We start from the raw sequence: 24,933 nt of genomic DNA, 5'->3' as shown, positions 1-24,933 counted from the left end.
TGGATGGTTTCTCTTATAGTATGGCGTCGGCGGCGCGCGCCTGAACAGCTCGATGCGCGGGGCCGCTTCGCGGTGTGTTGCAAGGCTGGGGCCATGGGCAGGCCAGCGTTTGCCCGCATGATACCAGTTAGCGGCGCTGGGCCAAAGCGGGCGCCGTCCACCGCGTTGGTCACAAATTACGTTTGGCAATAAAATGCAGGCAATGCCATATTAATAAAAAGGAAATCATGCAATTTTCTATCAAGAAGGTCAAGGTGGTGGCGGCCATGGTGCTGATCGCGCTGGCTGGCTGCGGCAGCAAGGGAGAAGCTGGCGGGCAGTCGAGTGCTGCGCGCTTGCAGGGCAAGGAAAAGGGCGCGGAGTTTCTCGCCTATGAACATTCGGTTGGCGTCGATACCAGCGAGGCCCGGGTGCAACCGCTGTATGAAAAAGTGGTGGCCGCCTGCAAGGCCGATACCGCAAACGGCTGCATGCTGCTCGATTCCAGTCTCGATAGCGGCCGTTACATGCAGGCGCGCATCAGCCTGCGCGCCAAGCCGGCCGGCATCGTGAAGCTGGTCGCGCTGGTGGCGACCGAAGGCGAGCTGACCAGTCAAGGCACCAAGGCTGAAGATCTGGGGCGCCCCGTGCTGGACAGCCGCAAGCGCCTGGAAATGCTCAGGCAGTACCAGGCGCAGTTGCAGGAACTGGAAAAACGCTCTGGTAATAATGTCGATGCACTGATCAAGGTCACGAAAGAACTGGCCACCGTACAGACAGAACTGGAAGAGGCGACGGCCGCCAACTCGCTGCTGATGCAGCGCATCGACACCGACTTGCTCAATGTTGCGATCAGCGCGCAAGGCAAGCGCAGCTTCTGGTCGCCCGTCAAGCGCTCCTTGGGCAACTTTACGGAAAACCTGTCCGAGGGCACGGCCAATGCCATCACGGCGCTCGCGTTTATCCTGCCGTGGCTGGTTGGCTTTGCCATCTTTTTCCCGCTGCTGCGCAAAGGCTGGCGCCGCCTGCGCGCACCACGCAAGGGCGTTGAAAAGTAAAGCACCAGCGCGTTGCATTTGCAGAACCCGGTTGCACAGCCCTTGTGCATCCGGGTTTTTTTTCGTGCAAGAAATACGCGTGCGCACCAGACAATGGCGTATTTGCTCATGTGGCGAGCAAGCCGACGCTGGCATGCATTCTGCTTTAACAACCCTGTATGCCCCTCTCGACTATCCATCCACACTCAGGAGTCCACATGTCACGACGCATCATCTTGAAAGCGGCAGCAGCAGGCGCATTGGCCATGGTTGCCTCGGCCTGCATGCAGTCGGCGTTTGCCGCCGATACCATCAAGGTAGGGATTTTGCATTCCCTGTCCGGCACCATGGCCATTTCCGAAACGTCGCTGAAAGACGTGGCGCTGATGACGATCGCCGAGATCAATGCCAAGGGTGGTGTGCTGGGCAAGCAGCTGGAACCTGTAGTGGTCGACCCGGCTTCGAACTGGCCGCTGTTTGCGGAAAAAGCGCGTCAGCTGGTAGCGCAGGACAAGGTGTCGGTGGTGTTCGGCTGCTGGACCTCGGTGTCGCGCAAGTCGGTGCTGCCAGTGTTCAAGGAACTCAACAGCTTGCTGTTCTACCCGGTGCAGTACGAGGGCGAGGAACTGGAAAAGAATGTGTTTTATACGGGCGCCGCGCCGAACCAGCAGGCAATTCCCGCCGTCGAATACCTGATGAGCGCCGATGGTGGCGGGGCTAAACGTTTTGTGCTGTTGGGCACCGATTATGTGTATCCGCGCACGACCAACAAGATCCTGCGCGCTTTCCTGAAAAGCAAGGGTGTCAAGGACAGCGATATCAGCGAGGTCTACACGCCGTTCGGCCATGCCGACTACCAGACCATCGTTGCCAATATCAAGAAGTTTTCGGCCGGCGGCAAGACGGCCGTTATCTCGACCATCAATGGCGATTCGAACGTGCCGTTCTACAAGGAACTGGGCAATGCCGGCCTGAAAGCCACCGACGTGCCGGTGGTGGCTTTCTCGGTCGGCGAGGAAGAGCTGCGCGGCATCGACACCAAGCCTTTGCTGGGCCACCTGGCGGCGTGGAACTATTTCGAGTCCGTCAAGAACCCGGTAAATACCGACTTCATCAAGAAGTGGAAGGCCTACGCTGTCAAGCAGAAGCTGCCGAACGCCGCCTCGGTGGTCACCAACGATCCGATGGAAGCGACCTATGTCGGCATCCATATGTGGGCGCAGGCGGTGGAAAAGGCCAAGTCGACCGATACCGACAAGGTGATCGCCGCCATGGGTGGCCAGACCTTCAAGGCGCCGTCGGGCTTTACGCTGACCATGGATGCCACCAACCACCACCTGCACAAGCCGGTGATGATCGGCGAAATCAAGGCCGACGGCCAGTTCAATGTGGTGTGGAAAACCAAGGAGCCGATCCGCGCCCAGCCGTGGAGCCCGTATATCAAGGGTAATGAGGCGAAGCAGAAGTTGTAATCGCTTGCGCGTCGAAACTTAGTTGTGACCCCAGGCAAAGAGCTGGGGGCCAGACGGGGACGCCGAGTCCCGTCGGGTCTGACCCTGGAATTTGCCTTCGGGGTAAGGAAGCTCATCAACATAGTTGCTTTTCCATCCAGGAACCCATGCGCATGCAGCTCCTCCCCAAACTGCTGGTCTTCGCCTGTCTGATTTTCTCTTCTTTGGCACAGGCCGCCATCGATCCCGCCTTGCTGAAACCGCTGTCCGGCGACGACCCCGAAGCCCGGGTTGCGGCCGTCGGCCAGATTGCCGCCCTGGCCACGCCCGAGGCTGCCCGTGTGCTGCAGGCATTGCAGGCCGAAACCCTGTATGCCACGCCGGGCGGCCAGTTGCTGATCGTCGAGGGTGACGGCGGTCTAGCCTATGATCCCGCCACCGGCAAGACCGGGCCTGCACCGGACGGCATCGACGGCGTGATGGTCAACAACCGCCTGCGCGGCGTGGTCGAAGGCGCTTTGTCGGGCCTGAAACTGCTGGCGCCGGAACGTGCCGCGCGTCTTGCCGCAGCCCGCGAATTGCAACAAGCCGTCAGCCCGGCACAGCTGCCCCTGATCCGCAAGGCGCTGGCGCAGGAGAACGATGCCGAGATCAAACAGATGCTGCAGTTGCTGATCGCCAGCGCTAACCTGCATGCGCCCGATGTGGCCGCGCGCAAGCAGGCGGTGCAGGACCTGAGCGTCAGCAGCGATGCGCGTTTGCTGGCGCCGTTGCAAGCGATGATAGACAAAGGCGCTGACGGCAAGCCGGGCGAGCCCGATGAATCCGTGCGCATCGCCGCCGTCGATACCATAGCCAAAATCAAAGGACGGGTGCAGCGCACCGAATTCATCGGCAATATCTTTTATGGCCTGTCGCTGGGCAGCGTGCTGCTGCTGGCGGCGCTGGGCCTGGCGATTACCTTCGGGCTGATGGGCATCATCAATATGGCCCACGGCGAGTTGCTGATGATAGGCGCTTACACCACTTACCTTTGCCAGCTGTTTTTCCGCGCGTATTTGCCAGGCATGCAGGACTGGTATCTGCTTGCGGCGCTGCCGACGGCGTTCTTTGTCGCCGGCCTGGTCGGCGTGGTGCTTGAACGCACGGTGATCCGCTGGCTGTATGGCCGGCCGCTGGAAACCTTGCTGGCCACCTGGGGCATCAGCCTGATTTTGATGCAGACGGTACGCACCATTTTTGGCGCGCAGAACGTGGAAGTGGCCAATCCGGCCTGGATGTCGGGTGGCGTGACGGTGCTGGGCTCCTTGGTGCTGCCGTACAACCGCATCGCCATTATCGTGTTCGCCATGCTGGTGGTGGTGGCCGTGTGGTTGATCCTGAATAAAACCCGGCTCGGCCTGTTTGTGCGCGCCGTTACGCAAAACCGCCGCATGGCCGATTGCGTGGGCGTGGCCACCGGCAAGGTGGACATGCTGACCTTCGGCCTCGGTTCCGGCATCGCCGGCCTCGGTGGCGTGGCGCTGTCGCAGCTGGGCAACGTAGGGCCGGACCTGGGGCAAAGCTATATCGTCGACTCCTTCATGGTAGTGGTGCTGGGCGGCGTGGGCCAGCTGGCCGGCACCGTGATCGCGGCCATCGGCCTGGGCGAAGTCAACAAATTCCTGGAGCCGGTGGCGGGCGCAGTACTGGCCAAGATCGCCATCCTGGTATTCATCATTATCTTTATCCAGCGCCGGCCGCAGGGCCTGTTTGCCATGAAGGGACGCAGCGTCGAATGATTACTTCTCTACGCGTCAAGCAGGGCCTGTTCTCGCGGCCCGTATGGGCAGCGCTTGCCGCCTTCACCGTGGTGGCCGCCATGCTGCCAATCTTTAACCTGCTGTTTGCCGAAGGTCATCCGCTGCATGTGTCGGCCTATACGGTCGGCCTGGTCGGCAAGTTCATGTGCTATGCGCTGGCCGCGCTGGCGCTGGACCTGGTATGGGGCTATACCGGCATTTTGTCGCTGGGCCATGGCGTGTTCTTTGCGCTGGGCGCGTATGCGCACGGCATGTATCTGATGCGCGCGATTGGCGCCAATGGCCAGTATCAAAGCGCCTTGCCGGATTTTATGGTCTTCCTCGACTGGAAGATCTATCCCTGGTATTGGGCCTTCACGGAGCATTTCTGGTACTGCATGGCGCTGGTGGTGCTGGTGCCGGGTGTGCTGGCGTTTGTGTTCGGCTACTTCGCGTTTCGTTCGCGCATCAAGGGCGTGTATTTTTCGATTATTACGCAGGCCATGACGTATGCCTTCATGCTGCTGTTCTTCCGCAACGATACCGGCTTTGGCGGCAACAACGGCTTTACCGACTTCAAGACCATCCTCGGCTACAGCGTGACAGCGCCGGCCACCAAGGCCGTGCTGTTCCTCCTGACGCTGGCGTTCCTGGTCACGGCGCTGATCGGTGCGCGTGCCATCGTCAGCTCGAAACTGGGGCGTGTGCTGCAGGGCGTGCGCGATGGCGAAGCACGGCTGATGTTCCTCGGCTATAACCCGCTGTGGTTCAAGCTGTTCGTGTGGACCCTGTCTGCCGTGCTGTGCGGCATAGCCGGCGCGTTGTATGTGCCGCAGGTGGGCATTATCAACCCGTCCGAAATGTCGCCGGCCAATTCGATCGAGATGGTGGTGTGGGTGGCAGTCGGCGGGCGCGGCACGCTGATTGGCCCCATCCTGGGCGCATTTACCGTCAATGGTTTGAAAAGCTGGTTTACGGCCGCCTTGCCGGAACTGTGGCTGTTCGCGCTGGGCCTCCTGTTTATCGTCGTCACCTTGTTCATGCAGCAGGGTATGCTTGGCGTACTGGCCAAACTGAAACGCAAGCAAGCCGCCGTGGCGGCAGAGGAGGCCGCATGAGCATCCGCATGCTACCCGGCATGGCGGGCGGCGAAGCCGGTGCGTCCTATGCCAGGGTCAAGGGCGAGGGCGTCGACACCACCCATGGCGCGATTCTGTACCTGGAAGACATCACGGTGTCGTTCGACGGTTTCAAGGCGATCAACAAGCTGAGCCTCGATATTTCGGCCGGCGAATTGCGCTGCATTATCGGCCCGAATGGCGCCGGCAAGACCACCATGATGGACGTGATCACCGGCAAGACGCGGCCCACCTCGGGCACGGCCTGGTTCGGCCAGACCATGGACTTGTCGACCATGACCGAATATGCGATCGCCCACGCCGGCATCGGCCGCAAGTTCCAGCGCCCCACCGTTTTCGAACAGCACACGGTGTTCGACAACCTGGAACTGGCGATGAAGATGAACAAGCGGGTGGTCACTACCCTGTTCGCGCGCCTGAACGCCGAGCAGGAAGGCAAGATCGAGGCCATCTTGCGCCTGATCCGCCTGAATGGACAGGAAGCGCGGCTGGCCGGCTTGCTGTCGCACGGGCAAAAGCAATGGCTGGAAATCGGCATGCTGCTGATGCAGGAGCCGCAATTGATCTTGCTCGACGAACCTGTGGCCGGCATGTCGGACGCGGAAACGGCGCGTACGGCGGAGCTGCTCAACGAGTTGCGCGGCAAGCATTCCATCATGGTGGTCGAGCACGACATGGGCTTTGTCACGGAAATCGCCCAGCAGGGCATCGTGACGGTGCTGCATGAAGGCAGCGTGCTGGCACAGGGCCGCATGGACGAGGTGCAAGCCGACGAACGCGTCATCGAAGTCTACCTGGGAAGATAACATGCTGGAAGTGATGCAACTGAACCAATATTACGGCTCCTCGCACACCTTGCGCGGCGTGTCCCTGACGGCGAAGAAAGGCGAATGCCTGGCTTTGCTGGGCCGCAATGGGGTTGGCAAGACTACCTTGCTCAAGTGCCTGATGGGCGTGCTGCCGGTGGCGCAGGGCAAGGTGGTGTTCAATGGCCGCGATATCACCAGATTGTCGCCGCATGCGCGCGCCAGGCTCGGGCTGGCCTATGTGCCGCAGGGGCGCGACATTTTTGCCCGCCTGACGGTCGAGGAAAACCTGCTGATGGGCATGGCCGTGAAAAGTGGCCGGCAGGCCTCGCGCATCGACGACATGGTGTATGACCTGTTTCCGGTACTGAAGGAAATGCTTGCGCGGCGCGGCGGCGATTTGTCCGGCGGCCAGCAGCAGCAACTGGCGATCGCGCGCGCCTTGCTGGCCAGCCCGGAGCTGATTATTTTCGATGAGCCGACCGAAGGCATCCAGCCGTCCGTGATCAAGGATATCGGCCGCGTGATCCGGCTGCTGAAGCAGCGCGGCGATATCGCCATCGTGCTGTGCGAACAGTATTTCGATTTCGCGCGCGAACTGGCCGACCAGTTTATCGTGTTGTCACGCGGCAGCGTGGTGGCCGGCGGCGGGGCGCAATTGATGGATGGCGAGGATGTCAAACGGCATCTGGCCGTGTGAACCTGGCGGGGTAATTCAGATCAGCTTGAACCACCCCAGCACACCGCCTGCCCCCAGCAGCCACAGCAGGTGTATTTTCGTGCGCCAGATAATCAGGCCGGCCACCACCGACAAGCTCCAGATCGGCCAGTCGGTGGTCAGGTTGTGGTTGGCGCCGCCGAGTATCATGCCGGTGGAGATCAGCAGGGCGACCACGATGGGCGCCATGCCTTGCTTGAAGGCACGCACGCCGCGCAGGTGGCGGTTGCGGTGGCCCCAGCTGGCGGCCATATAGGTCAGGGTAGTGCTGGGCAGCATGATGCCGACCATGGTGACCAGCACGCCCAGGCAGGCGGCGGCCGTGCTGCCGGCGTTCATGCCCACGTTCCAGCCCATCAGGGCGACAAACAATACATTCGGACCGGGCGCGGCCTGGGCGATGGCGATCGATTCATTGAACTGCGCCTGCGTCAGCCAGCCATGCTGTTCCACCAGGAAGCGGTGCATCTCGGCGGTGGTGGAAATGGCGCCGCCGACCGACATCAGGGAGAGCATCAGATAGTGGCAGAACAGGCTGAGCCAGTCGGAGGTGCTCAGCACGAGTTGCAGCGGCGGGTTCATGGCGACAGCTTGCGATAAGTGAGGGTGCAGCCCAGCGCGCCCAGCACCAGCAGCACATACACCAGCGGCAGGCGCAGCACGGCCACCGCCAGTACGCCGAGTGCCACCAGGCTCAAGGTCAGCCACAGGGGCAGCGGGTGCCTGGTGAGGGAAGCGGCCAGCTTGATGCCGGTGGCGGCGATCATGCCGGCCGACACGGCCGCCATGCCGCGCAGCGCACCGGCCAGTCGCGGGTCAGTGCCGAAATGCGTGTACAGCACGCCCAGCAACAGCACGATCAGCAGCGGCACGGCCAGCATGCCGGCCAGCGCCGTCAGGGCGCCGGGCAAGCCGAAATAGCGGCCGCCCACCATCAGCGCCAGATTGACGACATTGGGGCCGGGCATGATCTGCGCCACCGCCCAGTCTTCCAGGAACTCTTCCTGGGTCAACCAGCGCTTGCGTTCGACCATTTCGCGCTGTACTACAGCCAGCACGCCGCCAAAACCCTGCAGGGCCAGCCAGGTAAACGACAAAAACAGGTCGGACAGCGACGCTGGCCGGGGCTGGCTGGTCTCGGGCGGGTCGGCGAGTGGCGCGAAGGAAGGGCTGGGCATGCCAGATTATCACCGCCACTGCATGCGCTTGTCCATGGCTTTTGCCGCTACCGAAAGTCAAGTGGCGGCGGCGCCATAGGGCGCGCGGGCTGCCGCTTGCCAGGCTAACTGCAAATTGGGAGGTTGTTGCTGGAAGCGCGGATGCAGGCTTGCCGAAATAATCATTGCCGCGCAGTTATGCACAAATGATGAGGTAGCGAAATTCTGGAAACTATTTTCAGCTGTCGATAATTCGGTTTGTAACCATTTGATTTTATTACATTTTATTTTTGCTGCTTGATTGAGCAGTTTGTTGAAAGCCGCACCGGCTGTGGCTTTGGGGGCTGTCAAGTGGCGCTTATCCACAAAGATATCCACAATCTGTGTGGATATCTGAAAAAGCGCTTAACAATCCGCTACTTAGCGCTGCCGCGGCGAAATACTGTGTTTTTTGCGGTGCGTGGCGCGCGATGCGCAGCGGGAGGAAAGCGCTGTATGCCCATCCAGTGCTGTTGTTTGCCGAGCAAAAGTTACCCTGCCGGTCTCAGCGTGCAGGGTGGGGAGGCAGTTCGATGCAGTGCTCGAGCGCTGCCGCCAGGTCGCTGACCTGCCGCTCGGCGTCGCGCAGGCTGGCATAGGTACGCAGCGAAGAAATCACGGTGGTAAACAGTTTGCGCGTGGTGAGATCGGTCTTGCACCAGAAATCGTTGATATCGTAGTCGATGATGATACGGTGCTCAAGGGCCTGGCCCGGCTGGCCGGTGCGCAGGATAATGCGCACGGCGCTGTTGTGCAGGTCTTCGCGGATCTGGCGCGCCACCTGCAGGCCCGCATCCTGGGTTTCCATGATGACGTCGAGCAGCACCACGGCAATATCTTGTGTGCTGCGCAGCAAGGTCAATGCTTCTTCGCCCGTATAGGCGTGCAGAAAGCTCAGCCTGCGGCCTTCGAAGCTGGCCTGGCTGAGCGCGAATTTGGTAACCACGTGGACGTCGACATCATCGTCGACGATCAGCACGCGCCACGGTTGCGCGCTGGCCTGAACGGCGTCTTCGTCATCGCCGTGCTGCGGGTCGTCGACCAGCCAGTCCGGTTCATTCTCCGCGTTGGCGGCTTTTACAGTATCAGTATTCATGCATTTCCCAGCGTTGAGCGTGCGCGCCGCATCTACCTTAGGCCAGTGCGCGCGCTTTGTCAAAGGGCAGGGCGGATGTGCAGCTGCTTTTCGCCGTGCTCTTATACACAGAAAATATATTTTTCCTTATGGACAAAAAATTCCTGCGTCAGCGCAAAGGTGATATCGCAAGTCATTGATTATATTCAGGAAAAAAATTGCCTGCGAATTCAGCAAATTATTGAAACCCGCACCAATACTGGCGTTGCGGCTTGTCAAGAGGGGCTTATCAACAACTTTATCCACAGTTGCTGTGGATATCTGAAAAAGCCCTGCAAAAACCGTGGCTTAGCGTGACAAAGAGGCATCAGCCTGTGAGGTCAGGCAGCGCTTAATTCATGGAAACGCTGCAGGAAGCATTGCTTTGCTACACCCGGGTCCATGGCGACAATTATACCGGGCAAGGGAGCGATGCCGTCAAGATAGGCCCAGCGCTCGGCCGAGTGGGGCATCAGGTCGCGCTTCTCGGTGGCCAGCGCGATCAGGTCGGCCCGCTTGATGGGCGCGTAATCGGAAAAATCGATGCCGTAGGTGGCGGCGATGATGGCCGTCACCCGGTCTTCCAGTGCGGCAAACTCCGGCATCAGCACTTTCAAGGGCTTGACCATGTCGCCCAGATAGGCTTCGGCTGCGTCGTGCAGCAGGGCGGCCAGGCGCAGCGGCGGCGGCACCAGGCTGGCGACGATCAGGCTGTGCTGGGCAATTGAATAAAAGGTTTTCGTCTGGCCATTGAAGCGGCACTGGTAGGCCAGGCCGTGGGCGATATCCTCGATGGCGACCCGGTCGATATGGGGCCGCAGCGGATAGAAGCGGTTGCCGGAAAAGGTGGAAACGTAATCGGTGGTAATGGCAGCGGCTTGCATGTCGATAGTCCGGATGGCGGGTGCGATGGGCATGCCGCCATCGTACACCGCGCGGCGCAGCAAGGCAGGTTCCCATGGCTGACCCTGCAATTAATTTCATATCGACAATCTTTCATTTCCGCCTAGACTATATGCAACATTTACTCTTCATCTGCGGGGGCGTGGCGATTATGGCAAGACCTTCTTATATCTACCAGGGCGGCTCGGTAATGATGCACTCGCCGCTGCAACTGAAACAGTCCGAGATGTACGGCTACTTCGTCAAGGGCGAGCTGACGAAGCTGCAGGCAACCGTCGACAGCACCCTGAACCAGGTGGCCGGCAAGCGCATGACGTTCAAGGTCTTGTCGCCTTACGTGATGCTGACCTTTACGCGGGTCAACCATGCCGACTCGGCCAACCCGGTCGACCAGGCCAAGGGCTGGATCACGGAAGTCGATATCGTCACCTGGGTGATGGTCGGCGAGATGGATGAGCACGGCAAGCTGGCCCATCTCTATTGGTACCCATGCCATATCTTTGTCGATGACGCGATGGCCCTGATTAACGGACGCGAACTGTTCGGCTACCCGAAATACCTGTGCGAATACGAGATCCCCGAAGCAGGCAGCGAGCCGCTGCGCTGCTCGGTGGCCGCCAGGGGCTTCCAGTCGTTTTCTCCCGAAACGAAAATCGCCCTGCACCCGCTGCTGGAAGTAAACGCCATCGTGCAGACCGGGCCGCACAAACCCGTCAGCAGTTTTCTGGAACTGATCGAGCAGGCCTTCAAGATTTTCCTCTCCATTCCCGACTTTTTCGACCTCGACCCTGCCGGCTGGCACGATATCCTGTCGCTGCTGCGCAAGCCGCGCATCGACCAGATCTTCCTCAAGCAGTTCCCCGACAGCGCGGGTGTGAAAGCCGTCTACCAGGCGCTGGTGGCGGCGCCGGCCGAAATCAACCGCCTGCACAGCGGCCGTTTGCTGGGCCATGAATACGAATGCACCTTGCACGCCTTCGACAGCTTCCCGCTGGACCAGACCCTGGGCCTGAAGCTGGGCGCGCAATCGGCCATCTTGCCATTCAATGTGAATTTCGACTTCACCGCCATGCCGGGCGAGGAGCTGGTCGACAATTCGGCCATCGCGCCGGAAAAAATCGCCATACTCGGTGGCGGCGTCGGCGCACTGACGACGGCCTGGTACTTGAGCGACCAGCCGGGCTGGCAAAACCAGCACGCGATCACCGTCTACCAGCTGGGCTGGCGCCTGGGCGGCAAGGGCGCCAGCGGGCGCAATGCGCAGTTTGGCCAGCGCATCGAGGAACACGGCCTGCATATCTGGTTCGGCTTTTATGCCAACGCCTTCAGCATGATCAAGCAGGCATACGCCAGCCTGGACCGACCGCCTGGCGCGCCGTTGGCCACCTGGCGCGACGCCTTCAAGCAGCACGATTACGTGGCGCTGTCGGAAGACGTGCGCGGCGAGTGGCGCAACTGGTCGATCGTGTTTCCCACCTTGCCGGGCGAACCGGGCGAGGGCGGCGAAGACGTCACGCTGTGGCAGATGGCGGTGGCGATGGTGGGCTGGATCGAACAGTGGCTGCGCCAGATCCGGCAGGTGGCCGAGGCCGACGCGCGCATCGCCCGCGCCGCCGCCGACCTGGGCCAGGGTGGCGAAGGCAAGTGGCCGGGCTGGCTGCGCCGGCTGGCCGACGAAGTGGTGGAGCAGGCCGACGAGCTGGGACTGGACGTGGGTTTGTCCGTCGCTGCGCTGGTGGCGCTGGTAGCCGACCTGGCGCCCGACTCCAGGCGCCACGATGCGGCCCGCCATCAACTGCTGGCCGGTACGCTTTCCGGCATCCGCGCCTGGCTGCGGTTGCGCTACCGCGCACTGATCGAGGCAGACGACGAGTTGCGCCGGCTGTTTACCTGCCTGGACCTGGGCATCACGGTGCTGAAGGGCTGTTTCGAAGATGGCGTGTTCAAGCATGGTTTTGACGTCATCAACGATATTGATTTTCGCGACTGGCTGCGCAAGCATGGCGGCGACGAGCGCTTCAGCATAGATTCGGCCCCTGTGCGCGGCTTCTACGACCTGGTATTTGCCTATGAAGGCGGCGATTTTTCAAAGCCGAATATTGAGGCCGGCACCTTGCTGCGTTCGATGGCGCGCATCGGCCTGGCCTACAAGGGCGGCATCATGTTCAAGATGCAGGCCGGCATGGGCGACACTATCTTCACGCCCCTGTATGAAGTGTTGAAAAAACGCGGCGTGCAGTTCAAGTTCTTCCAGCGCGTGGAAGAACTGGTGCCCGGCACCGGCGCCGGCGCCAACGAGATCGAGAGCATCCGCATTACCGAACAGGTGGCGTTGCGCAAGCCGGCCGCCGGCTACGCGCCGCTGGTCGACGTGAAAGGCCTGGCCTGCTGGCCTAGTACGCCCGATTACGAGCAGTTGGAGCCTGCCCAGGCGGCCCTGCTGCAACAGGCCGGCATCAATCTGGAGTCGTACTGGAGCGACTGGCCGCAGCAGTACCAGCAGGCTTTCGGCCAGCCGCTGCCCGTCACGGTGTTGAAGAAAGGCGTCGACTTCGACAAGGTGGTGTTCGGCATCTCCATCGGCTCGCTGCCGGCGCTGTGCCCGCAGTTGCTGGCAGCCAGTCCGGCGCTGGCGCAGACGGTCGGCAAGGTAAAAACGGTTGCCACGCAAGCCTATCAGGTATGGCTGAACAAGGACCTGGCGCAGATGGGCTGGACCACGCAGCCGGGCGGCCAGCAGCCGGTGCTGTCGGCCTTTGTGGAACCCTACGATACCTGGGCGCCGATGGACCAGTTGCTGGCGCATGAAGACTGGCCGGCAGAGCTGGAACCGAAGAACGTGTCCTATTTTTGCAGCGCGTTTCCGGTCGATGCCTACCCGCCCGTGACCGACACGGCGTTTCCGGCCCGTTGTGCAGCGCAGGCAAAGCGCGGCGCCGTCAATCAGCTGGAAAACCAGATCGCCGCTCTATGGCCAGAGGCGGCGCCGGCCGGCGCGTTTCCCTGGCAGTGGCTGGTCGACGCGAAACAGGCCAGCGGCCCGGCCCGCTTCGACAGCCAGTACTGGCGCGCCAACGTCGACCCGTCCGAACGCTACGTGATGTCGGTAGTCGGCAGCACACAATACCGGCTGGCGGCCGACCAGTCGGGTTTCAGCAACCTGTTCCTGACCGGCGACTGGATCAAAACGGGGCTCAATGCCGGTTGTGTCGAGGCGGCCGTGATGGCGGGCATGCAGACTTCGCGCGCGATGACCGGGCACCCGGCGGTGATCAAGGGCGAGACCGACTTCTGAGTTGGTATGATGGTGCATCCTGTTGGCTGGATTACCCATGAAACGTCTGCTTGGTCTCTGTTTTCTGTCTTTCAGCCTGCACGCGCTGGCCGTGCCGCCCGGCGCGATTGCATTATGGCCGGGCGCGCCGCCCGGTGGCGCGGCCACCGGGCCGCAGCAGGCGAGCGCCAAAGGGTCGATCACCCAAGTGGTGCAGCCGTATCTGATTGCCCACTTGCCGGCGCATCCCAATGGCACGGCGATGCTGGTGATCAGCGGCGGCGGCTACGCCCATATCGAGGCGGGCAAGGAAAGCGGGCCGGCTGCTGCCTGGCTGCAGTCTCAGGGCATCGCTGCCTTTGAATTGGTCTACCGCCTGCCGCAGGAGGGCGGCGGCACGCAAGCTCCATTCCAGGACGCGCAGCGGGCCATGCGGCTGCTGCGCTCGAACGCGGCGCAGTGGCAGATCGATCCGGCGCGTATCGGCGTCCTCGGTTTTTCCGCCGGCGCGCACCTGGCAGGCATGACGGCGGTACGGCCCGATGCGCCACTCACCACCACCATCGACAAGGTCGATGCGGTGTCCGCGCGGCCCGACTTTGCCGTGCTGTTATACCCCGTGCTGACCATGCAAGTGCCGTTTGACATCACCCATGCAAAAAAAATCCTGCTGGGCGCCGCGCCCTCGCAGAGCGCGCGCGATGCGCTGTCGGTAGAGACGTTGGTCGATGGACGTACACCGCCGGTATTCCTGGCGCAGGCGCTGGACGATCCGATTGCTCCGGTCGACAACAGCCTGCTGATGTTCGCCGTGCTGCGCCGTGCGCAAGTGCCGGTGGCGCTGCATCTGTTCCAGCGCGGCGGCCATGGGTGGGGGATGGGCAAGGCGGGCAGCGAGCCTGCTGCGTGGCCGCTGCTGCTCCGGGCCTGGCTCAAGGCCGGCTCAGATTGACGCGCCCAAGTCCCGCCGCGCCTCGTCCAATGCCGCCTCGATCTGCGGCAGATGTGCTTCCACTTCATCGAGCTTGCCGTCCGACGCCAGCGCTTCCATCTGGTGGCACAGGGCGTGCAGGGTAGGGCGGCTGAGGTAGCCGGCGCTGCCTTTCAGCGCATGGAAGGCGGCCGCCACGGCGCTGGCGTTGCAGTCATGCACGGCCTGGCGGGCCAGGTCGTAGCGGCGGGGGGCTTCGTCGATGAAAGCGTTGGCGATGCGCTGCAAATGCTGCGGCGACAGGCCGGCCAGCGGCAGGATATGCACGGGCGCCGTCATCGGGTCGAGTGGTGCCGGTGCGCTGGCTTCCTCGCTTGCGGATTTGCCCAGGCCGAACTGGCGCGCCAGCGCGTCTTCGTCGGCTTGCGCCGGCGGCACGGGCGCGGTGGATGGCAGCGCATGGTCGCGCGCCAGCAGCAGGTCGATCAGCGCGTCGATCTTCTGGAACAGCAGCGCTTCGTCGACCGGTTTGCTGAGGAAGTCGTCCATGCCGGCGTCCAGGTAGCGCTGGCGGTCGTGTTCGCTGGCGTTGGCCGTCAGCGCAATAATGGGAATCTGCGGGTCCGGAATGGGAAACGCCTGGTTGCCACCGGCGCGTATCAGGCGCGCCGCCTGTTCGCCATCCATCAAGGGCATGCGCCCGTCCATCAGCACCGCGTCGTAGGTGCCGGTGGCCAGTGCGCGCAGCACTTCCTCGCCGTTCTCGACGATGGTGACGGTGTGGCCCATGCTTTCCAACAGGGTGCCGATAATGATCTGGTTGGTGCGCACGTCTTCGGCGCACAGGATATGCAGGTGGCAGCCATGGCGCGCATTGCGGGTCACCTGGCGCGCGTCGGCTGGAGGCGCGCTGCCGGCAGCCAAAGGCAGGCTGAAATGAAAACGCGAACCGATGCCGATCCGGCTTTCCACGCCGATGCTGCCTTTCATCAGTTCCACCAGTTCCTTGCAGATGGCCAGGCCCAGGCCCGTGCCGCCATAGCGGCGCGTGGTGGAATGGTCGGCCTGCTCGAATTTCTGGAACAAACGGGGCAGGGTGTCGGCATCGATGCCGGCGCCGGTATCGCTGATGAAGAAATCGATCTGGTGGCAATCCGCGTGCCGTGAAGGCGTGCGGCTGCGGCGTACCTCCAGCAGCACTTCGCCGCTGGCGGTGAACTTGATGGCATTGCCCAGCAGATTGATCAGGATCTGGCGCAAGCGCGTGGGGTCGGCCCGCACATAGCGCGGCAAGTCCAGCGCCAGTTCGCGCCGCAGCAGCAGGCTCTTGGCGTCGGCCTGGCCTTGCACGATGCCGGTGGCGTCGCCGATCAGGGCCAGCAGGTCGAAGTCCACCGTTTCCAGGGTCAGCTTGCCGGCGTCGATCTTGGAAAAATCGAGGATGTCGTTCAATATCGTCAGCAGGGACACGCTGTTGTGCAGGCCGATGCGCAGGTATTCCTGGGTGCGCCCGCGCACGGTCTGGTCGCGCAGGGCGAATTTCAGCATGCCGATCACGCCGGCCAGCGGCGTGCGGATATCGTGGCTCATGGCCGACAAAAAGTCGATGCGGTGCCGGCTGACGACTTCGGCGTGGGTCTTGGCCGCCAGCAGCGCTTCATTGCTGTGCGTCAGCGCCTGCGTGCGTTCCTGCACCCGCTGTTCCAGGTGGTTGCGCAGCAGCCGTATCTGTTCGGCCAGGGCAAACGCCAGCAGCAGGCCGTCGAGGGTGCCGCCCAGCAGGGTCAGCAACTGCGCGTTGCTGACCAACGCCGGGGTCAGGCCCAAGTTGGCCGGCAGGATCACGAAACCGGGCAGCATCAGGGCCACAAAACCCAGCACGAAAAAGCGTGCCGGCTGGTAGCCGCCGCGCCACACGACGATGCCGCAGACCAGGGCCAGCACCATCCAGATGGTAATGGCGATGGTGGCCAGCGTATGCGCATACTGCGGATAGAAAAAACAGCTGGGCATCAGCAGCAGTGGCAGCACCAGGTTGACCCGGCTCCACCGGTGGAGCCGGGGCGCCATTTCGCGCAGGCGCAGGAACTGCATGTAGAACAAGGTACTGAGGATGGGCAGCAGGAAGAACGGCAGGTAATGCAGCTGCAGCATGCGCCAGTCGAACATGTCGGAAAATACATGGAAGGTGATGGCCCAGGCCAGGCCATACATCAGCACGTACAGCGCGTAGTAGAGCGAAGCTTTTTCGCGCGTGATCGAGAAGATGAAGAAATTGAACAGGCCCAGCGCCAGCAGGGCGCCGAGCGAGGCGATGATCAGGAAGTTTTCCTGGCCCACCAGTTTGCCGTATGCAAGCTGGGTCTTGACGGCAAACAGTGGAGGGTGGGCGTAATACGGGCTGGAAAAGTGGATCAGGATGTCATACGTGGCGCCCGGCGCCAGGGTGACGTTCTTGCCATAGTGCAGCAGGTATTCGTGCGGCCGCTGGTAGCCGGACAGCAAGGTGGCCGGCGTGCCGTTCTGGCCGGGGCCATACACATGGATATCGACGGTATCGATCAGGGTATCGTTCGGGTCGATTACCCACGCCGTTTCATTGGTGTTGTTGCGCACGCGCGCATGCAGCCAGTAGGCGCCGCCGAACAGATCCACTTCAGCAGCCGGCCGCTGGCGCGCCAGCCAGGCGGGCAGGGCGCTGGCGGCCGGCGGCGCGGCGTCATCGCTGGCGCTGTAGAGTTGCCCTTGCGTGCCCAGGTGATGAATCCCCTGCAGCGGCAAGGCGATGCTGGCCTTTGCAGCTTGCGCCTGCGCCTGCGCTTGCGCGCCGCCGGCCAGGCAGGCCAGCATCAGCATGGCCAGCCACGCCGCCACGCAGCGACGTGTCAGGCAAAGGCGGCGGCGGAAAGGGAAGTAAAGGGCTGGCATCGTTGGTCATGGTGGCCCCGGGCTGGGATATCTCATTCTAATCGACAAGTACAGGGCGAACGCAAGTGCTTGCAATTGAGGCATCAAAGCTGATGCAGGCGCAACAGTTTCGGTATCATGGCAGTTTTTCTGTGAACCTCAATCATGCTCAGTGCCGAACAATTTGCGGCCTTCCTGGCCGCCGCCGTGCTGGTGACGGCCAGTCCCGGTCCCGACAATCTGATGGTGCTGGGCGTGGGCATGTCGCGCGGACGTCGCCAGGGCATGGCCTTCGGCCTGGGCTGTGCGCTGGGCTGCCTCACGCATAGCTTGCTGGCGAGCATAGGCGTGTCGGCGCTGCTGGCCGCCTCGCCGATGGCATTTACGGTACTCAAGGTGGCGGGCGGCCTGTACCTGGTGTGGCTGGGGATAGGCGCGATTCGCAGCCGCGGCGGCGCCAGGGTCGACGGTGCGGCCGCCTTGCCCGACGAATCGCTGGGGCGATTGTTTGCCAAGGGATTGTTCGCCAACAGTATCAATCCGAAAGTCGTGCTGTTCTTTTTGTCGTTCCTGCCGCAATTCGTGGTGGCGTCGCGGGGCAATGCCAGCTGGCAAACGGCGCAGCTGGGCCTGCTCTTCACGGCCCAGGCCTGCGTGCTGTTCGGCTTGCTTGGCTACTTTTCGGGCGCCGTTGGCAAGTGGCTCAACCGCCGCCCGCGCGCCGGCCTGTGGCTCGACAGGGCAGCCGGCACCATCTTTATTGCGCTGGGGCTGAGGCTGATCCTGGCGCGCTAGCTTTGTGATTGGCAACGATGTCGAAGGCCAGCTCCATCGGGTCCTGCACCGCCATTGCGCCGCCGAGGATGGCAAACGGCACGATGCCGAAATCGCTTTGTTTCAGCACAAACGCGCCGCTGGCACGCAGGCTGCTGCCGTCAAGCGCCTGCACCAGCTTGACCGGCACCACCACCTGGCGCGTCACGCCGTGCAGGGTGATGGCGGCGTCGACGGCGTTGCCGCTGGCCTGTAGCGCAGCTTGTATCCTGACATCGGGATAGCGTTCGGCGTCCAGCACGCGCACCAGCATATTGTGGCGCGTCCCGGCAATCGCCTCGGCCGACGGCGTGGTTTCCAGTCCGGCGTTGGTGCGCAGCGCGCTTTCATCGACGCTCATGGCGTCGAGCCGGAACTGGAAATCGGCCTGCCGCAGCGCCGGCGCGACCCAGCCCGTGACGGTGCGGCTGGCCACCACATGGTCGTGCCCCAGCCGCGCCAGTGCGCCGCCGCGCCGTACGGTAATTGTCAGCAGGGTAGCCTGGGTGTCGATGGTCAGTACGTTCTCGCTTCTGGCTGGCGGCACCAAAGGTACGGCTATGGGCGCCGGCGTGGCAGGCACGGGCGGTGCGACGGCCAGCGGGGTGCAGGCAGCCAACAGCAGGCAAGTCAGTAATAGAGGCAGGCCGGAATGGCGCATGGTGGTTCCTGGGCTAAGGTAATGTGCTGATGGTAAGCGATTGCGGCATGGAGAGAAAGACGGCACGGAGCACGTCATATTGGTGTCATATCGCGCTGTTATCCTTCTTTTGTTGGCACAGCATATGTGGCGCACATCACTACGCTCCGGGAGCGATAGGATGCCCGTATGACTCAACAGCTTAGCCGGTGAGCTCAACCATCGGCACCAATTCTGCAGGGAACTGGCTAGGGCAGGAAAATCAGGCCGGCTTAATGAAGTCCTAAGCCTGATCAAAGGAAGGACTGGCATAGTACGTACATGGCGCACGGACATCACCGGGCGCAAGGTTGCCGGACACCTCAATGACCGGCACGAACGTGTTGTACCGCAGTACCGTACTGTCCTCCTCTTTATCCCTGCGCTCTGAACAAGCGTTTCAACCGGCTGCCGCTTACTGCGAAGCCGGTTTTTTTTTGCCTGATCAAACAGCGTAGGTCGGGTTAGCGCTTGCGCGTAACCCGACATCATTGTTGACGCCAACGCTATTGTCGGATTACGTGCGGCTGCGCCGCGCTAATCCGACCTACGATCATTATGATTGCGTGCCCAGCCACTTGTCGATCGCAGGCAGCCTTTGTTCGTGTACCTTTATACGGTAGGCGATGTCGGCTATCGAGGTGTCGGCGTCGCCGCGTGCGGTGGCGGCCAGGTGGGCTTTGGCGTAGGCGTCAAGCTTGGCCAGCATGGCCGGGTCGCTGGACGCGGCGGCCAGGCGCGGGAAATAGCGGCTGCGCGAGCTGGCGTCGATGCGTGCGTTGACCTGGTCGATATGGGCCAGCGCATAGTCAAACGCCAGGTCCGGATGGGTACGGGCCACGCGGCTGATCATGGCCGGGCTGTTGGTGAGGCCCGGTTCGTCCGTCAGCGCCAGGGCCAGGGCGCGCTGGGCCAGGGCCGTATCGTCGCTCGAAGCCAGCAGGTCGTACAGCTGGTTGCGGATCAGCGGCGTTTTCTCGGCTTGCGCTTCGGCGTGCAACTGATCCCAGGTCGCGCTGTCGGCATGCTGGGCCACTACGCCCAGGATGGTACGGCGCAGCGCGGCCGGCATGGCGGACGGATCGCTGCTGGCAGCGGCATGGCGGCGGCGCGCTTCGGCGATCACGGCCGGGTCGCCCAGGTCGCTCAGGGTGTCTATCAGCTGGCTGCGCAGGGTGGCCACCGTGGCCGCCTCGCCATCGCGCGCCTGCCAGCCGGTTTGCGCCATTGCCGGCGCCAGTCTGGCAATTGCCCAGGCATCGAAGCGGCGCTGGCGCGCCTGGTCGCCCGCATATTGCTCATGCAAGCCATTCAGGGCGCCTGCCACTTTGCCCCACACTTGCGGATCAGCGGCCAGCGGCGTGGCTTTCACCAGTTCCAGGAAGTCAGACGGGTTTTGCAGGCCGGCCATGCCCAGTGACTGGCTGTCCGACAGCAGGCCCAGCTGGTCGATGGCGGGCAGTGTTGCAAAGCTCGAGGCCAGCGCGCCTGCCTGTTTAGGCGCATACAGGGTGCGGTAGTAGCCGCTCTGGCCGGCGTTCACCAGCAGCGGGCCGCAGCCGGGCACCGTCAGGGTGGCTTTGCCATTTTGTACCAGCACGCGTGCCAGTTTTGCATTGCCCACGGTTTGTGCGATCACCGGCACGCGCCACGACAGCGGTTTTTTCTGTTCGCGGTCCTTGGTGAATTCGCCTTGCGTCAGGGTGACGCTGGTATTGCCGGCCTTGCAGACGGCTTCGCCCACGCGGATCAGCGGCACGCCAGGCTGCAAGGTGAAATCGTGCGCAATCGCGCTGACCGGCTTGCCGGCGGCGGCGTCGACTTCGCGCCACAAGTCATCGGAGACCGTATTGCCGTAGGCGTGCTTGCGCATATAGCTGCGCACGGCCGTGCGCCAGGTGTCGGCACCCACATAGGCTTCGAGCATGCGTATCACCGATTCGCCTTTTTGATAGGTGATGGTGTCGAAGGCCTGGCTGGCTTGCTCGACCGTGGCAATGCGCTGTACCACCGGGTGGGTGGTGGCCAGTGCGTCGCGGCTTATCGCGCTTTCGCGCACGCGCACGCTGGACAAGGCCGTATTCCATTCCGGATGCATGCGCTCGGTGGTGCGGCTTTCCATCCACGAGGCAAAGCCTTCGTTCAGCCACAGGTCATCCCACCAGCGCATGGTGACCAGGTCGCCGAACCACTGGTGCGCCATTTCGTGCGACAGGGTGGTGTAGATGTTTTCCTTGTCGGACTGGGTCGAGATGGCCGGGTCCAGCAACAGGCTGTATTCGAAAGTGAACACGGCGCCCCAGTTTTCCATCGCGCCGAAGAACTGGCTGCGGCCCGGCGCGGCGATATTGTCGAGCTTTGGCAGCGGGAAGCGCACGCCAAAGTAATCGTTGTATTCGCGCAGCAGGGCGGCCGACTCGTCGAGCGCGAAGCGGCTTTGCGCCAGCGCGCCTTTCTTGGTGATCACGCCCACTTCGGTGCCGTCGGCCATCTTTGTAGCGCGTTCGAAGTCGCCCAGGCCGAAGAACAGCAGATAGGTCGACATGCGCGGCGTGACGGCAAACGTCACGCGCTTCTTGCCATTGCCCAGCATGGTGCTGCTGGTAACGGGCATGTTGCCGACCGCCATCTGATCGGCGGGCACCGTCACGTCGAGCGCGAAAGTGGCCTTGTAGTCGGGTTCATCCCACGAGGGGATCACGCTGCGCGCATCCGAATTTTCAAACTGCGTGTACAGCGCGCGCTGGCGGCCGGTTGCAGTATCGTAGTCGAGCGAGAACAGGCCCGTGGCCTGGGTGCCGATCTTGCCGCTGTAGCTGATCGCCAGCGTGTGCTTGCCCTTGGCCAGCGGCTGGGCAAAATGCAGGGTGGCAGTCTGCGTGGCTGCATCGACATCGATACGGGTGGCCTGCTGCGTGCCACCCGCGCCTTCGGCAGTGGCGCCCGCAAAGGCCAGTTCCAGCGCGTTCAGGGTCACCGTGCGCGTCGGCGCGGCAACCTCCACCGTGATCACCACGTTGGCGGTGAACGTAGCCGCCTGCGCATCGGGCGTCAGCGACAGCGCGTAGTGGCTGGGCGTGACACCGCGCGGCAGTTGCGTGGTAGTGGCAATGGCATGGCTGGCCGAAGCCTGTGGCGCCCCTGCTTGCGCGGCATGGCTGGTCAAGGATGCCAGCGCGAGGACGACGGCGGCGGCGATACGGCTGCGTGAGAGATTGCGGTGCATGAAAACCCTGTTGAGTGTAGCGCCGGCCGGCCTTGTAAGCGGCAGGCGCAATGGAAGAGTGGCGGGTGCGCTGGTGTCGGCACGGCGTGGTCAGCATTCCCGTCCAGCAATCTAGTTGTAAACCGCCGCAAAGTCAAACGCAGGCGCCTGCAGCGGCTGATAAGATACAAGCTGTAATAGACAAGTACAACAATCAGGAGACCCGCATGAAACTGTATGTCAGCCCTCGCACGCCCAATCCGCGCCGCGTCGCCATGTTTATCGCCGAAAAAGGCATCGCAGGCATCGAACAAATCTCGCTGGACCTGACGGCGGGCCAGCACCGCGATCCGGCTTTTCTGGAAAAAAATCCGATGGGCAGGGTACCGGCACTCGAATTGCCGGACGGGCGCGTGCTGGCCGAAACACGTGCCATCTGCACCTGGCTGGAAGGCTTGCAGCCGGAACCGAACCTGATGGGACAGGGCTACGAGGAACGTGCGTTCATTGAAATGGAGGACCGCCGGGTGGAGCTGCATCTGTTCCTGGGCGTGGCCAACTGCGTGCGCCACAGCCATCCGGCGCTGGCGTTGCTGGAAAACCCGCAGTTCCCCGACTTTGGCGCAGCCCAGGGCGCGAAAATGCGCGAGACGGCGCAGTGGCTGGACCAGCAACTGGCGCGCCAGCCGTGGGTGGCCGGCGCGCGTTTCACGATAGCCGACATCACGGCTTTCTGCGCGCTGGAATTCGCGCGCGGCTTGATGAAATACCGGCCGGGTGCGGAAGGCTTGCAGCATCTGCAAGCCTGGCGCGACCGTGTTGCCGAGCGCCCCAGCGCGCTGGCAACGAAATGAAATAAGCCAAAAAATTCCGGTCCGTTATTTCAACTGACCTTGCAGGAAGGTGTAGGTCAGCGCCCACATCAGCGCCTGCTGGTCATTATTGGCGGCGCCCGCATGGCCGCCTTCCGTATTTTCCCAGTACAGCACGTCATGCCCTTGCTCTTCCATTTTGGCCACCATCTTGCGCGCGTGGCCGGGGTGGACCCGGTCGTCGCGGGTCGACGTGGTAAAGAACACGCGCGGATATTTTTTATCCTTGAACACATTCTGGTAAGGCGAGTATTTGCTGATGTAGGCCCATTGTTCCGGCACGTCCGGATCGCCATACTCGCCCATCCAGGAAGCGCCCGCCAGCAATTTGTTATAGCGGCGCATGTCGAGCAGCGGCACCTGGCTGACCACGGCGTTGAACAGGTCCGGCCGCTGCGTCAGCACGGCGCCCACCAGCAGGCCGCCATTGCTGCCGCCCATGATGCCCAGGTGGCGCGGGCTGGTCAGCTTGCGCTTGATCAGGTCTTGCGCCACCGAGATGAAATCGTCGTACGCCTTCTGGCGGTGCTCCTTCAGCGCCGCCTGGTGCCAGCGCGGGCCGAACTCTCCACCGCCACGGATATTGGCCAGCACATATACGCCGCCCTGGGCCAGCCATGCTGCGCCCGTGATGCCGCTGTAGTTGGGCTTGAGCGACACTTCGAAGCCGCCATAGCCGTACAGCACGGTGGGGTTCTTGCCATCGAATCTGGTCTTCTTGTCCATGATGACGAAATACGGCACTTTCGTGCCATCCTTCGAAGTCGATTCGAACTGTTCCACCTTGTAAGGGGAGGCATCGAAATAGGCGGGCAGCGACTTGATCCTGGTGCGCTGGTCGCTGCCGGCGGTGGCCAGGTACAGCGTGGTAGGGGTGAGGAAGTCGGTGACGGTCAGGAAGTATTGGTCCGAGTCGACCGAATCGAGCGGACTGGCGACCAGGGTGCCCAGCTTGGGGGCGTCGACCACGCGGCGTTGCCATTTGCCATTCACATGACGCAGTTCCGTCAGGCGGTTTTTTACCTTGTCGAGCGTGGTCAGCAAGATGGCCGATTTGGTCGCCGACACGTTGTCGAGCGAAGAGGTGGCGGTCGGTGCAAACAGCACTTCGAACGCCTGCTTGCCCTGCATGAAGGATTTGAAATCAGTCGCCAGCAAGGCGCCTTGCGGGTAAGTCGTGCCGTTCACTTTCCAGTCCGAGCGCAGGTTGATCACCAACTGGTCGCGCACGGTAAAGGCGGTGGCGTCGTCCGGTTTTGGTACCTTGGTCAGGCTGTCGCCTTCGCGCAGGAACATTTCACCGCTGTAGAAATCGATCTGGCGCTCGACGAACTGATATTCATGGCCGGGCGTGAAATCCTTGTAGGCGCCGGCGCTCATATCCTCCGGTTTGGCTTCGTACAGTGTCCTGGCTTGCTGCAGTGGCGTGCCGCGCTTCCATTCCTTGATAATGCGCGGATAACCGGAGCTGGTCATCGAGCCGGGACCGAAATCGGTAGAAACGAACAGGGTGTCGCCGTTGATCCAGCTGGCGTTGCTTTTTGCTTCGGGGAGGGTGAAACCGTCGGCCACGAACGCGCGTTTCGCCACGTCGTACTCGCGCACGACTTTCGCGTCACCGCCGCCGCGCGACAGCGAAATGAGACAGCGTTCGCCTTTCGGGTACAGGCAGGATGCGCCGCCCCAGACCCAGTTTTCGTTTTCGCCGGCGGCCAGCTGATCGAGGTCGATCACGGTTTCCCAGGCCGGGTCAGGCAGCTGGAACTGCGCCAATGTAGTGCGGCGCCAGATGCCGCGCACGTGCTGGGCGTCACGCCAGAAATTATAGTAATACTCGCCTTCCTTGCTGACGTAAGGTATGCGCTCTTTCGAATTGAGGATGGTCTTGAGCTTTGCCTGCAGTGCCGGGAACGAGGGCTTGCCTTCGAGCTCCTTGAGACTGACGGCATTGTGCTGGCGCACCCATTCCATCGGTTTTTCGCCGGCGACTTCTTCCAGCCATTGCAGGGGATCGGCAGGGGAAGTGGCAGCGGCATCAGGTGCTTGCGCATGGGCGACACCCACGGCGGCTACGCCAAGCAGCATGCTGCCGGCGAACTTGCGATAGAAAGACATGGACAGGATTCCT

Annotated in this window: 19 protein-coding genes; 10 read left to right on the top strand and 9 right to left on the bottom strand. The window is 62.4% G+C overall.

Annotation, left to right across the window (positions count from 1 at the left end; translation table 11 throughout):
* The first annotated feature begins 227 nt into the window (after positions 1-227).
* The 6 genes from ACQ4WM_RS23205 (at position 228) to urtE (ending at position 6,893) form a co-directional block, all read left to right on the top strand.
* Positions 228-1,037, top strand: a complete 810-nt coding sequence (locus ACQ4WM_RS23205) for a DUF4349 domain-containing protein (RefSeq protein ID WP_436549014.1) — start codon at positions 228-230, stop codon at positions 1,035-1,037.
* A gap of 197 nt (positions 1,038-1,234) precedes the next feature.
* A complete protein-coding gene (gene urtA, locus ACQ4WM_RS23200) occupies positions 1,235-2,488 on the top strand; it encodes an urea ABC transporter substrate-binding protein (protein WP_436549013.1) in 1,254 nt (417 codons plus the stop codon).
* Positions 2,489-2,640: 152 nt separating this feature from the next.
* Positions 2,641-4,248 carry an urea ABC transporter permease subunit UrtB gene (gene urtB, locus ACQ4WM_RS23195; RefSeq protein ID WP_436549012.1) on the top strand — a complete coding sequence of 536 codons (1,608 nt, stop codon included), beginning with the start codon at positions 2,641-2,643 and terminating at the stop codon, positions 4,246-4,248.
* Positions 4,245-5,366 (top strand): urea ABC transporter permease subunit UrtC, encoded by a 1,122-nt coding sequence (gene urtC, locus ACQ4WM_RS23190; RefSeq protein ID WP_436549011.1) that lies wholly within the window; start codon positions 4,245-4,247, stop codon positions 5,364-5,366. The genes urtB and urtC overlap by 4 nt, the downstream gene beginning before the upstream one ends.
* Complete coding sequence (gene urtD / locus ACQ4WM_RS23185) at positions 5,363-6,193, top strand: urea ABC transporter ATP-binding protein UrtD (protein WP_436549010.1); 831 nt, start codon at positions 5,363-5,365, stop codon at positions 6,191-6,193. The genes urtC and urtD overlap by 4 nt, the downstream gene beginning before the upstream one ends.
* Before the next feature lies 1 nt (position 6,194).
* A complete protein-coding gene (gene urtE / locus ACQ4WM_RS23180; RefSeq protein WP_436549009.1) occupies positions 6,195-6,893 on the top strand; it encodes an urea ABC transporter ATP-binding subunit UrtE in 699 nt (232 codons plus the stop codon).
* A 15-nt stretch (positions 6,894-6,908) separates the two neighbouring features.
* Here urtE and ACQ4WM_RS23175 read toward each other — a convergent pair whose 3' ends face one another.
* The 5 genes from ACQ4WM_RS23175 to ACQ4WM_RS23155 all read right to left on the bottom strand — a co-directional run bounded on the left by ACQ4WM_RS23175 (position 6,909) and on the right by ACQ4WM_RS23155 (position 10,138).
* Positions 6,909-7,493, bottom strand: coding sequence for a chromate transporter (locus ACQ4WM_RS23175; RefSeq protein WP_436549008.1), 585 nt, complete (start codon positions 7,491-7,493; stop codon positions 6,909-6,911).
* On the bottom strand, positions 7,490-8,089 hold the full coding sequence (locus ACQ4WM_RS23170; protein ID WP_436549007.1) for a chromate transporter: 600 nt from the start codon (positions 8,087-8,089) through the stop codon (positions 7,490-7,492). The genes ACQ4WM_RS23175 and ACQ4WM_RS23170 overlap by 4 nt, the downstream gene beginning before the upstream one ends.
* 57 nt (positions 8,090-8,146) lie before the next feature.
* Positions 8,147-8,419, bottom strand: a complete 273-nt coding sequence (locus ACQ4WM_RS23165) for a hypothetical protein (protein WP_436549006.1) — start codon at positions 8,417-8,419, stop codon at positions 8,147-8,149.
* A 193-nt stretch (positions 8,420-8,612) separates the two neighbouring features.
* The gene (locus tag ACQ4WM_RS23160) at positions 8,613-9,203 is read right to left on the bottom strand and encodes a response regulator (protein WP_436549005.1); all 591 of its coding nucleotides are present in this window, start codon (positions 9,201-9,203) and stop codon (positions 8,613-8,615) included.
* 359 nt (positions 9,204-9,562) lie between these two features.
* A complete protein-coding gene (locus ACQ4WM_RS23155) occupies positions 9,563-10,138 on the bottom strand; it encodes a phosphohydrolase (protein ID WP_436549004.1) in 576 nt (191 codons plus the stop codon).
* A gap of 137 nt (positions 10,139-10,275) precedes the next feature.
* Here ACQ4WM_RS23155 and ACQ4WM_RS23150 point away from each other — a divergent pair, with 137 nt between their 5' ends.
* Both ACQ4WM_RS23150 and ACQ4WM_RS23145 read left to right on the top strand, forming a co-directional pair.
* Complete coding sequence (locus ACQ4WM_RS23150) at positions 10,276-13,419, top strand: NAD(P)-binding protein (RefSeq protein WP_436549003.1); 3,144 nt, start codon at positions 10,276-10,278, stop codon at positions 13,417-13,419.
* 37 nt (positions 13,420-13,456) lie between these two features.
* Positions 13,457-14,350 carry an alpha/beta hydrolase gene (locus ACQ4WM_RS23145; RefSeq protein ID WP_436549002.1) on the top strand — a complete coding sequence of 298 codons (894 nt, stop codon included), beginning with the start codon at positions 13,457-13,459 and terminating at the stop codon, positions 14,348-14,350.
* On the opposite strand, the gene ACQ4WM_RS23140 is transcribed toward ACQ4WM_RS23145, so the two are convergent.
* Complete coding sequence (locus ACQ4WM_RS23140; protein ID WP_436549001.1) at positions 14,342-17,257, bottom strand: hybrid sensor histidine kinase/response regulator; 2,916 nt, start codon at positions 17,255-17,257, stop codon at positions 14,342-14,344. The genes ACQ4WM_RS23145 and ACQ4WM_RS23140 overlap by 9 nt on opposite strands.
* 144 nt (positions 17,258-17,401) lie before the next feature.
* On the opposite strand from ACQ4WM_RS23140, the gene ACQ4WM_RS23135 reads away from it, so the two are divergent.
* Positions 17,402-18,031: a LysE family translocator gene (locus tag ACQ4WM_RS23135; protein ID WP_436549000.1), complete on the top strand. Its 630-nt coding sequence runs from the start codon at positions 17,402-17,404 to the stop codon at positions 18,029-18,031.
* On the opposite strand, the gene ACQ4WM_RS23130 is transcribed toward ACQ4WM_RS23135, so the two are convergent.
* Together ACQ4WM_RS23130 and ACQ4WM_RS23125 are read right to left on the bottom strand one after the other, a co-directional pair.
* Positions 17,994-18,710 carry a YceI family protein gene (locus tag ACQ4WM_RS23130; protein WP_436548999.1) on the bottom strand — a complete coding sequence of 239 codons (717 nt, stop codon included), beginning with the start codon at positions 18,708-18,710 and terminating at the stop codon, positions 17,994-17,996. The genes ACQ4WM_RS23135 and ACQ4WM_RS23130 overlap by 38 nt on opposite strands.
* A gap of 574 nt (positions 18,711-19,284) precedes the next feature.
* Entirely contained in the window at positions 19,285-21,954 is a 2,670-nt protein-coding gene (locus tag ACQ4WM_RS23125; RefSeq protein ID WP_436548998.1) for a M1 family metallopeptidase, read from the bottom strand.
* 206 nt (positions 21,955-22,160) lie between these two features.
* On the opposite strand from ACQ4WM_RS23125, the gene ACQ4WM_RS23120 reads away from it, so the two are divergent.
* Positions 22,161-22,787 carry a glutathione S-transferase family protein gene (locus ACQ4WM_RS23120; RefSeq protein ID WP_436548997.1) on the top strand — a complete coding sequence of 209 codons (627 nt, stop codon included), beginning with the start codon at positions 22,161-22,163 and terminating at the stop codon, positions 22,785-22,787.
* 24 nt (positions 22,788-22,811) lie between these two features.
* Here the strand turns inward: ACQ4WM_RS23120 and ACQ4WM_RS23115 are convergent, their stop codons facing one another.
* Complete coding sequence (locus ACQ4WM_RS23115) at positions 22,812-24,920, bottom strand: prolyl oligopeptidase family serine peptidase (RefSeq protein WP_436548996.1); 2,109 nt, start codon at positions 24,918-24,920, stop codon at positions 22,812-22,814.
* Positions 24,921-24,933 lie beyond the last annotated feature (13 nt).

Origin of the sequence: Janthinobacterium longum (genome assembly GCF_051380735.1) — a bacterium.
Taxonomy (GTDB): domain Bacteria; phylum Pseudomonadota; class Gammaproteobacteria; order Burkholderiales; family Burkholderiaceae_D; genus Janthinobacterium.
The sequence above is the reverse complement of the archived record's forward strand: the minus strand, read 5'-3'. Positions and strand labels throughout refer to the sequence as shown.

Excerpts from the sequence above, each read along its gene's own strand:
- ACQ4WM_RS23205 (WP_436549014.1), top strand. The coding sequence starts at position 228 with ATGCAATTTTCTATCAAGAAGGTCAAGGTGGTGGCGGCCATGGTGCTG.
- urtA (WP_436549013.1), top strand. The coding sequence starts at position 1,235 with ATGTCACGACGCATCATCTTGAAAGCGGCAGCAGCAGGCGCATTGGCC.
- urtB (WP_436549012.1), top strand. The coding sequence starts at position 2,641 with ATGCAGCTCCTCCCCAAACTGCTGGTCTTCGCCTGTCTGATTTTCTCT.
- urtC (WP_436549011.1), top strand. The coding sequence starts at position 4,245 with ATGATTACTTCTCTACGCGTCAAGCAGGGCCTGTTCTCGCGGCCCGTA.
- urtD (WP_436549010.1), top strand. The coding sequence starts at position 5,363 with ATGAGCATCCGCATGCTACCCGGCATGGCGGGCGGCGAAGCCGGTGCG.
- urtE (WP_436549009.1), top strand. The coding sequence starts at position 6,195 with ATGCTGGAAGTGATGCAACTGAACCAATATTACGGCTCCTCGCACACC.
- ACQ4WM_RS23175 (WP_436549008.1), bottom strand. The coding sequence starts at position 7,493 with ATGAACCCGCCGCTGCAACTCGTGCTGAGCACCTCCGACTGGCTCAGC.
- ACQ4WM_RS23170 (WP_436549007.1), bottom strand. The coding sequence starts at position 8,089 with ATGCCCAGCCCTTCCTTCGCGCCACTCGCCGACCCGCCCGAGACCAGC.
- ACQ4WM_RS23160 (WP_436549005.1), bottom strand. The coding sequence starts at position 9,203 with ATGAATACTGATACTGTAAAAGCCGCCAACGCGGAGAATGAACCGGAC.
- ACQ4WM_RS23155 (WP_436549004.1), bottom strand. The coding sequence starts at position 10,138 with ATGCCCATCGCACCCGCCATCCGGACTATCGACATGCAAGCCGCTGCC.
- ACQ4WM_RS23150 (WP_436549003.1), top strand. The coding sequence starts at position 10,276 with ATGGCAAGACCTTCTTATATCTACCAGGGCGGCTCGGTAATGATGCAC.
- ACQ4WM_RS23145 (WP_436549002.1), top strand. The coding sequence starts at position 13,457 with ATGAAACGTCTGCTTGGTCTCTGTTTTCTGTCTTTCAGCCTGCACGCG.
- ACQ4WM_RS23140 (WP_436549001.1), bottom strand. The coding sequence starts at position 17,257 with ATGCCAGCCCTTTACTTCCCTTTCCGCCGCCGCCTTTGCCTGACACGT.
- ACQ4WM_RS23135 (WP_436549000.1), top strand. The coding sequence starts at position 17,402 with ATGCTCAGTGCCGAACAATTTGCGGCCTTCCTGGCCGCCGCCGTGCTG.
- ACQ4WM_RS23130 (WP_436548999.1), bottom strand. The coding sequence starts at position 18,710 with ATGCGCCATTCCGGCCTGCCTCTATTACTGACTTGCCTGCTGTTGGCT.
- ACQ4WM_RS23125 (WP_436548998.1), bottom strand. The coding sequence starts at position 21,954 with ATGCACCGCAATCTCTCACGCAGCCGTATCGCCGCCGCCGTCGTCCTC.
- ACQ4WM_RS23120 (WP_436548997.1), top strand. The coding sequence starts at position 22,161 with ATGAAACTGTATGTCAGCCCTCGCACGCCCAATCCGCGCCGCGTCGCC.
- ACQ4WM_RS23115 (WP_436548996.1), bottom strand. The coding sequence starts at position 24,920 with ATGTCTTTCTATCGCAAGTTCGCCGGCAGCATGCTGCTTGGCGTAGCC.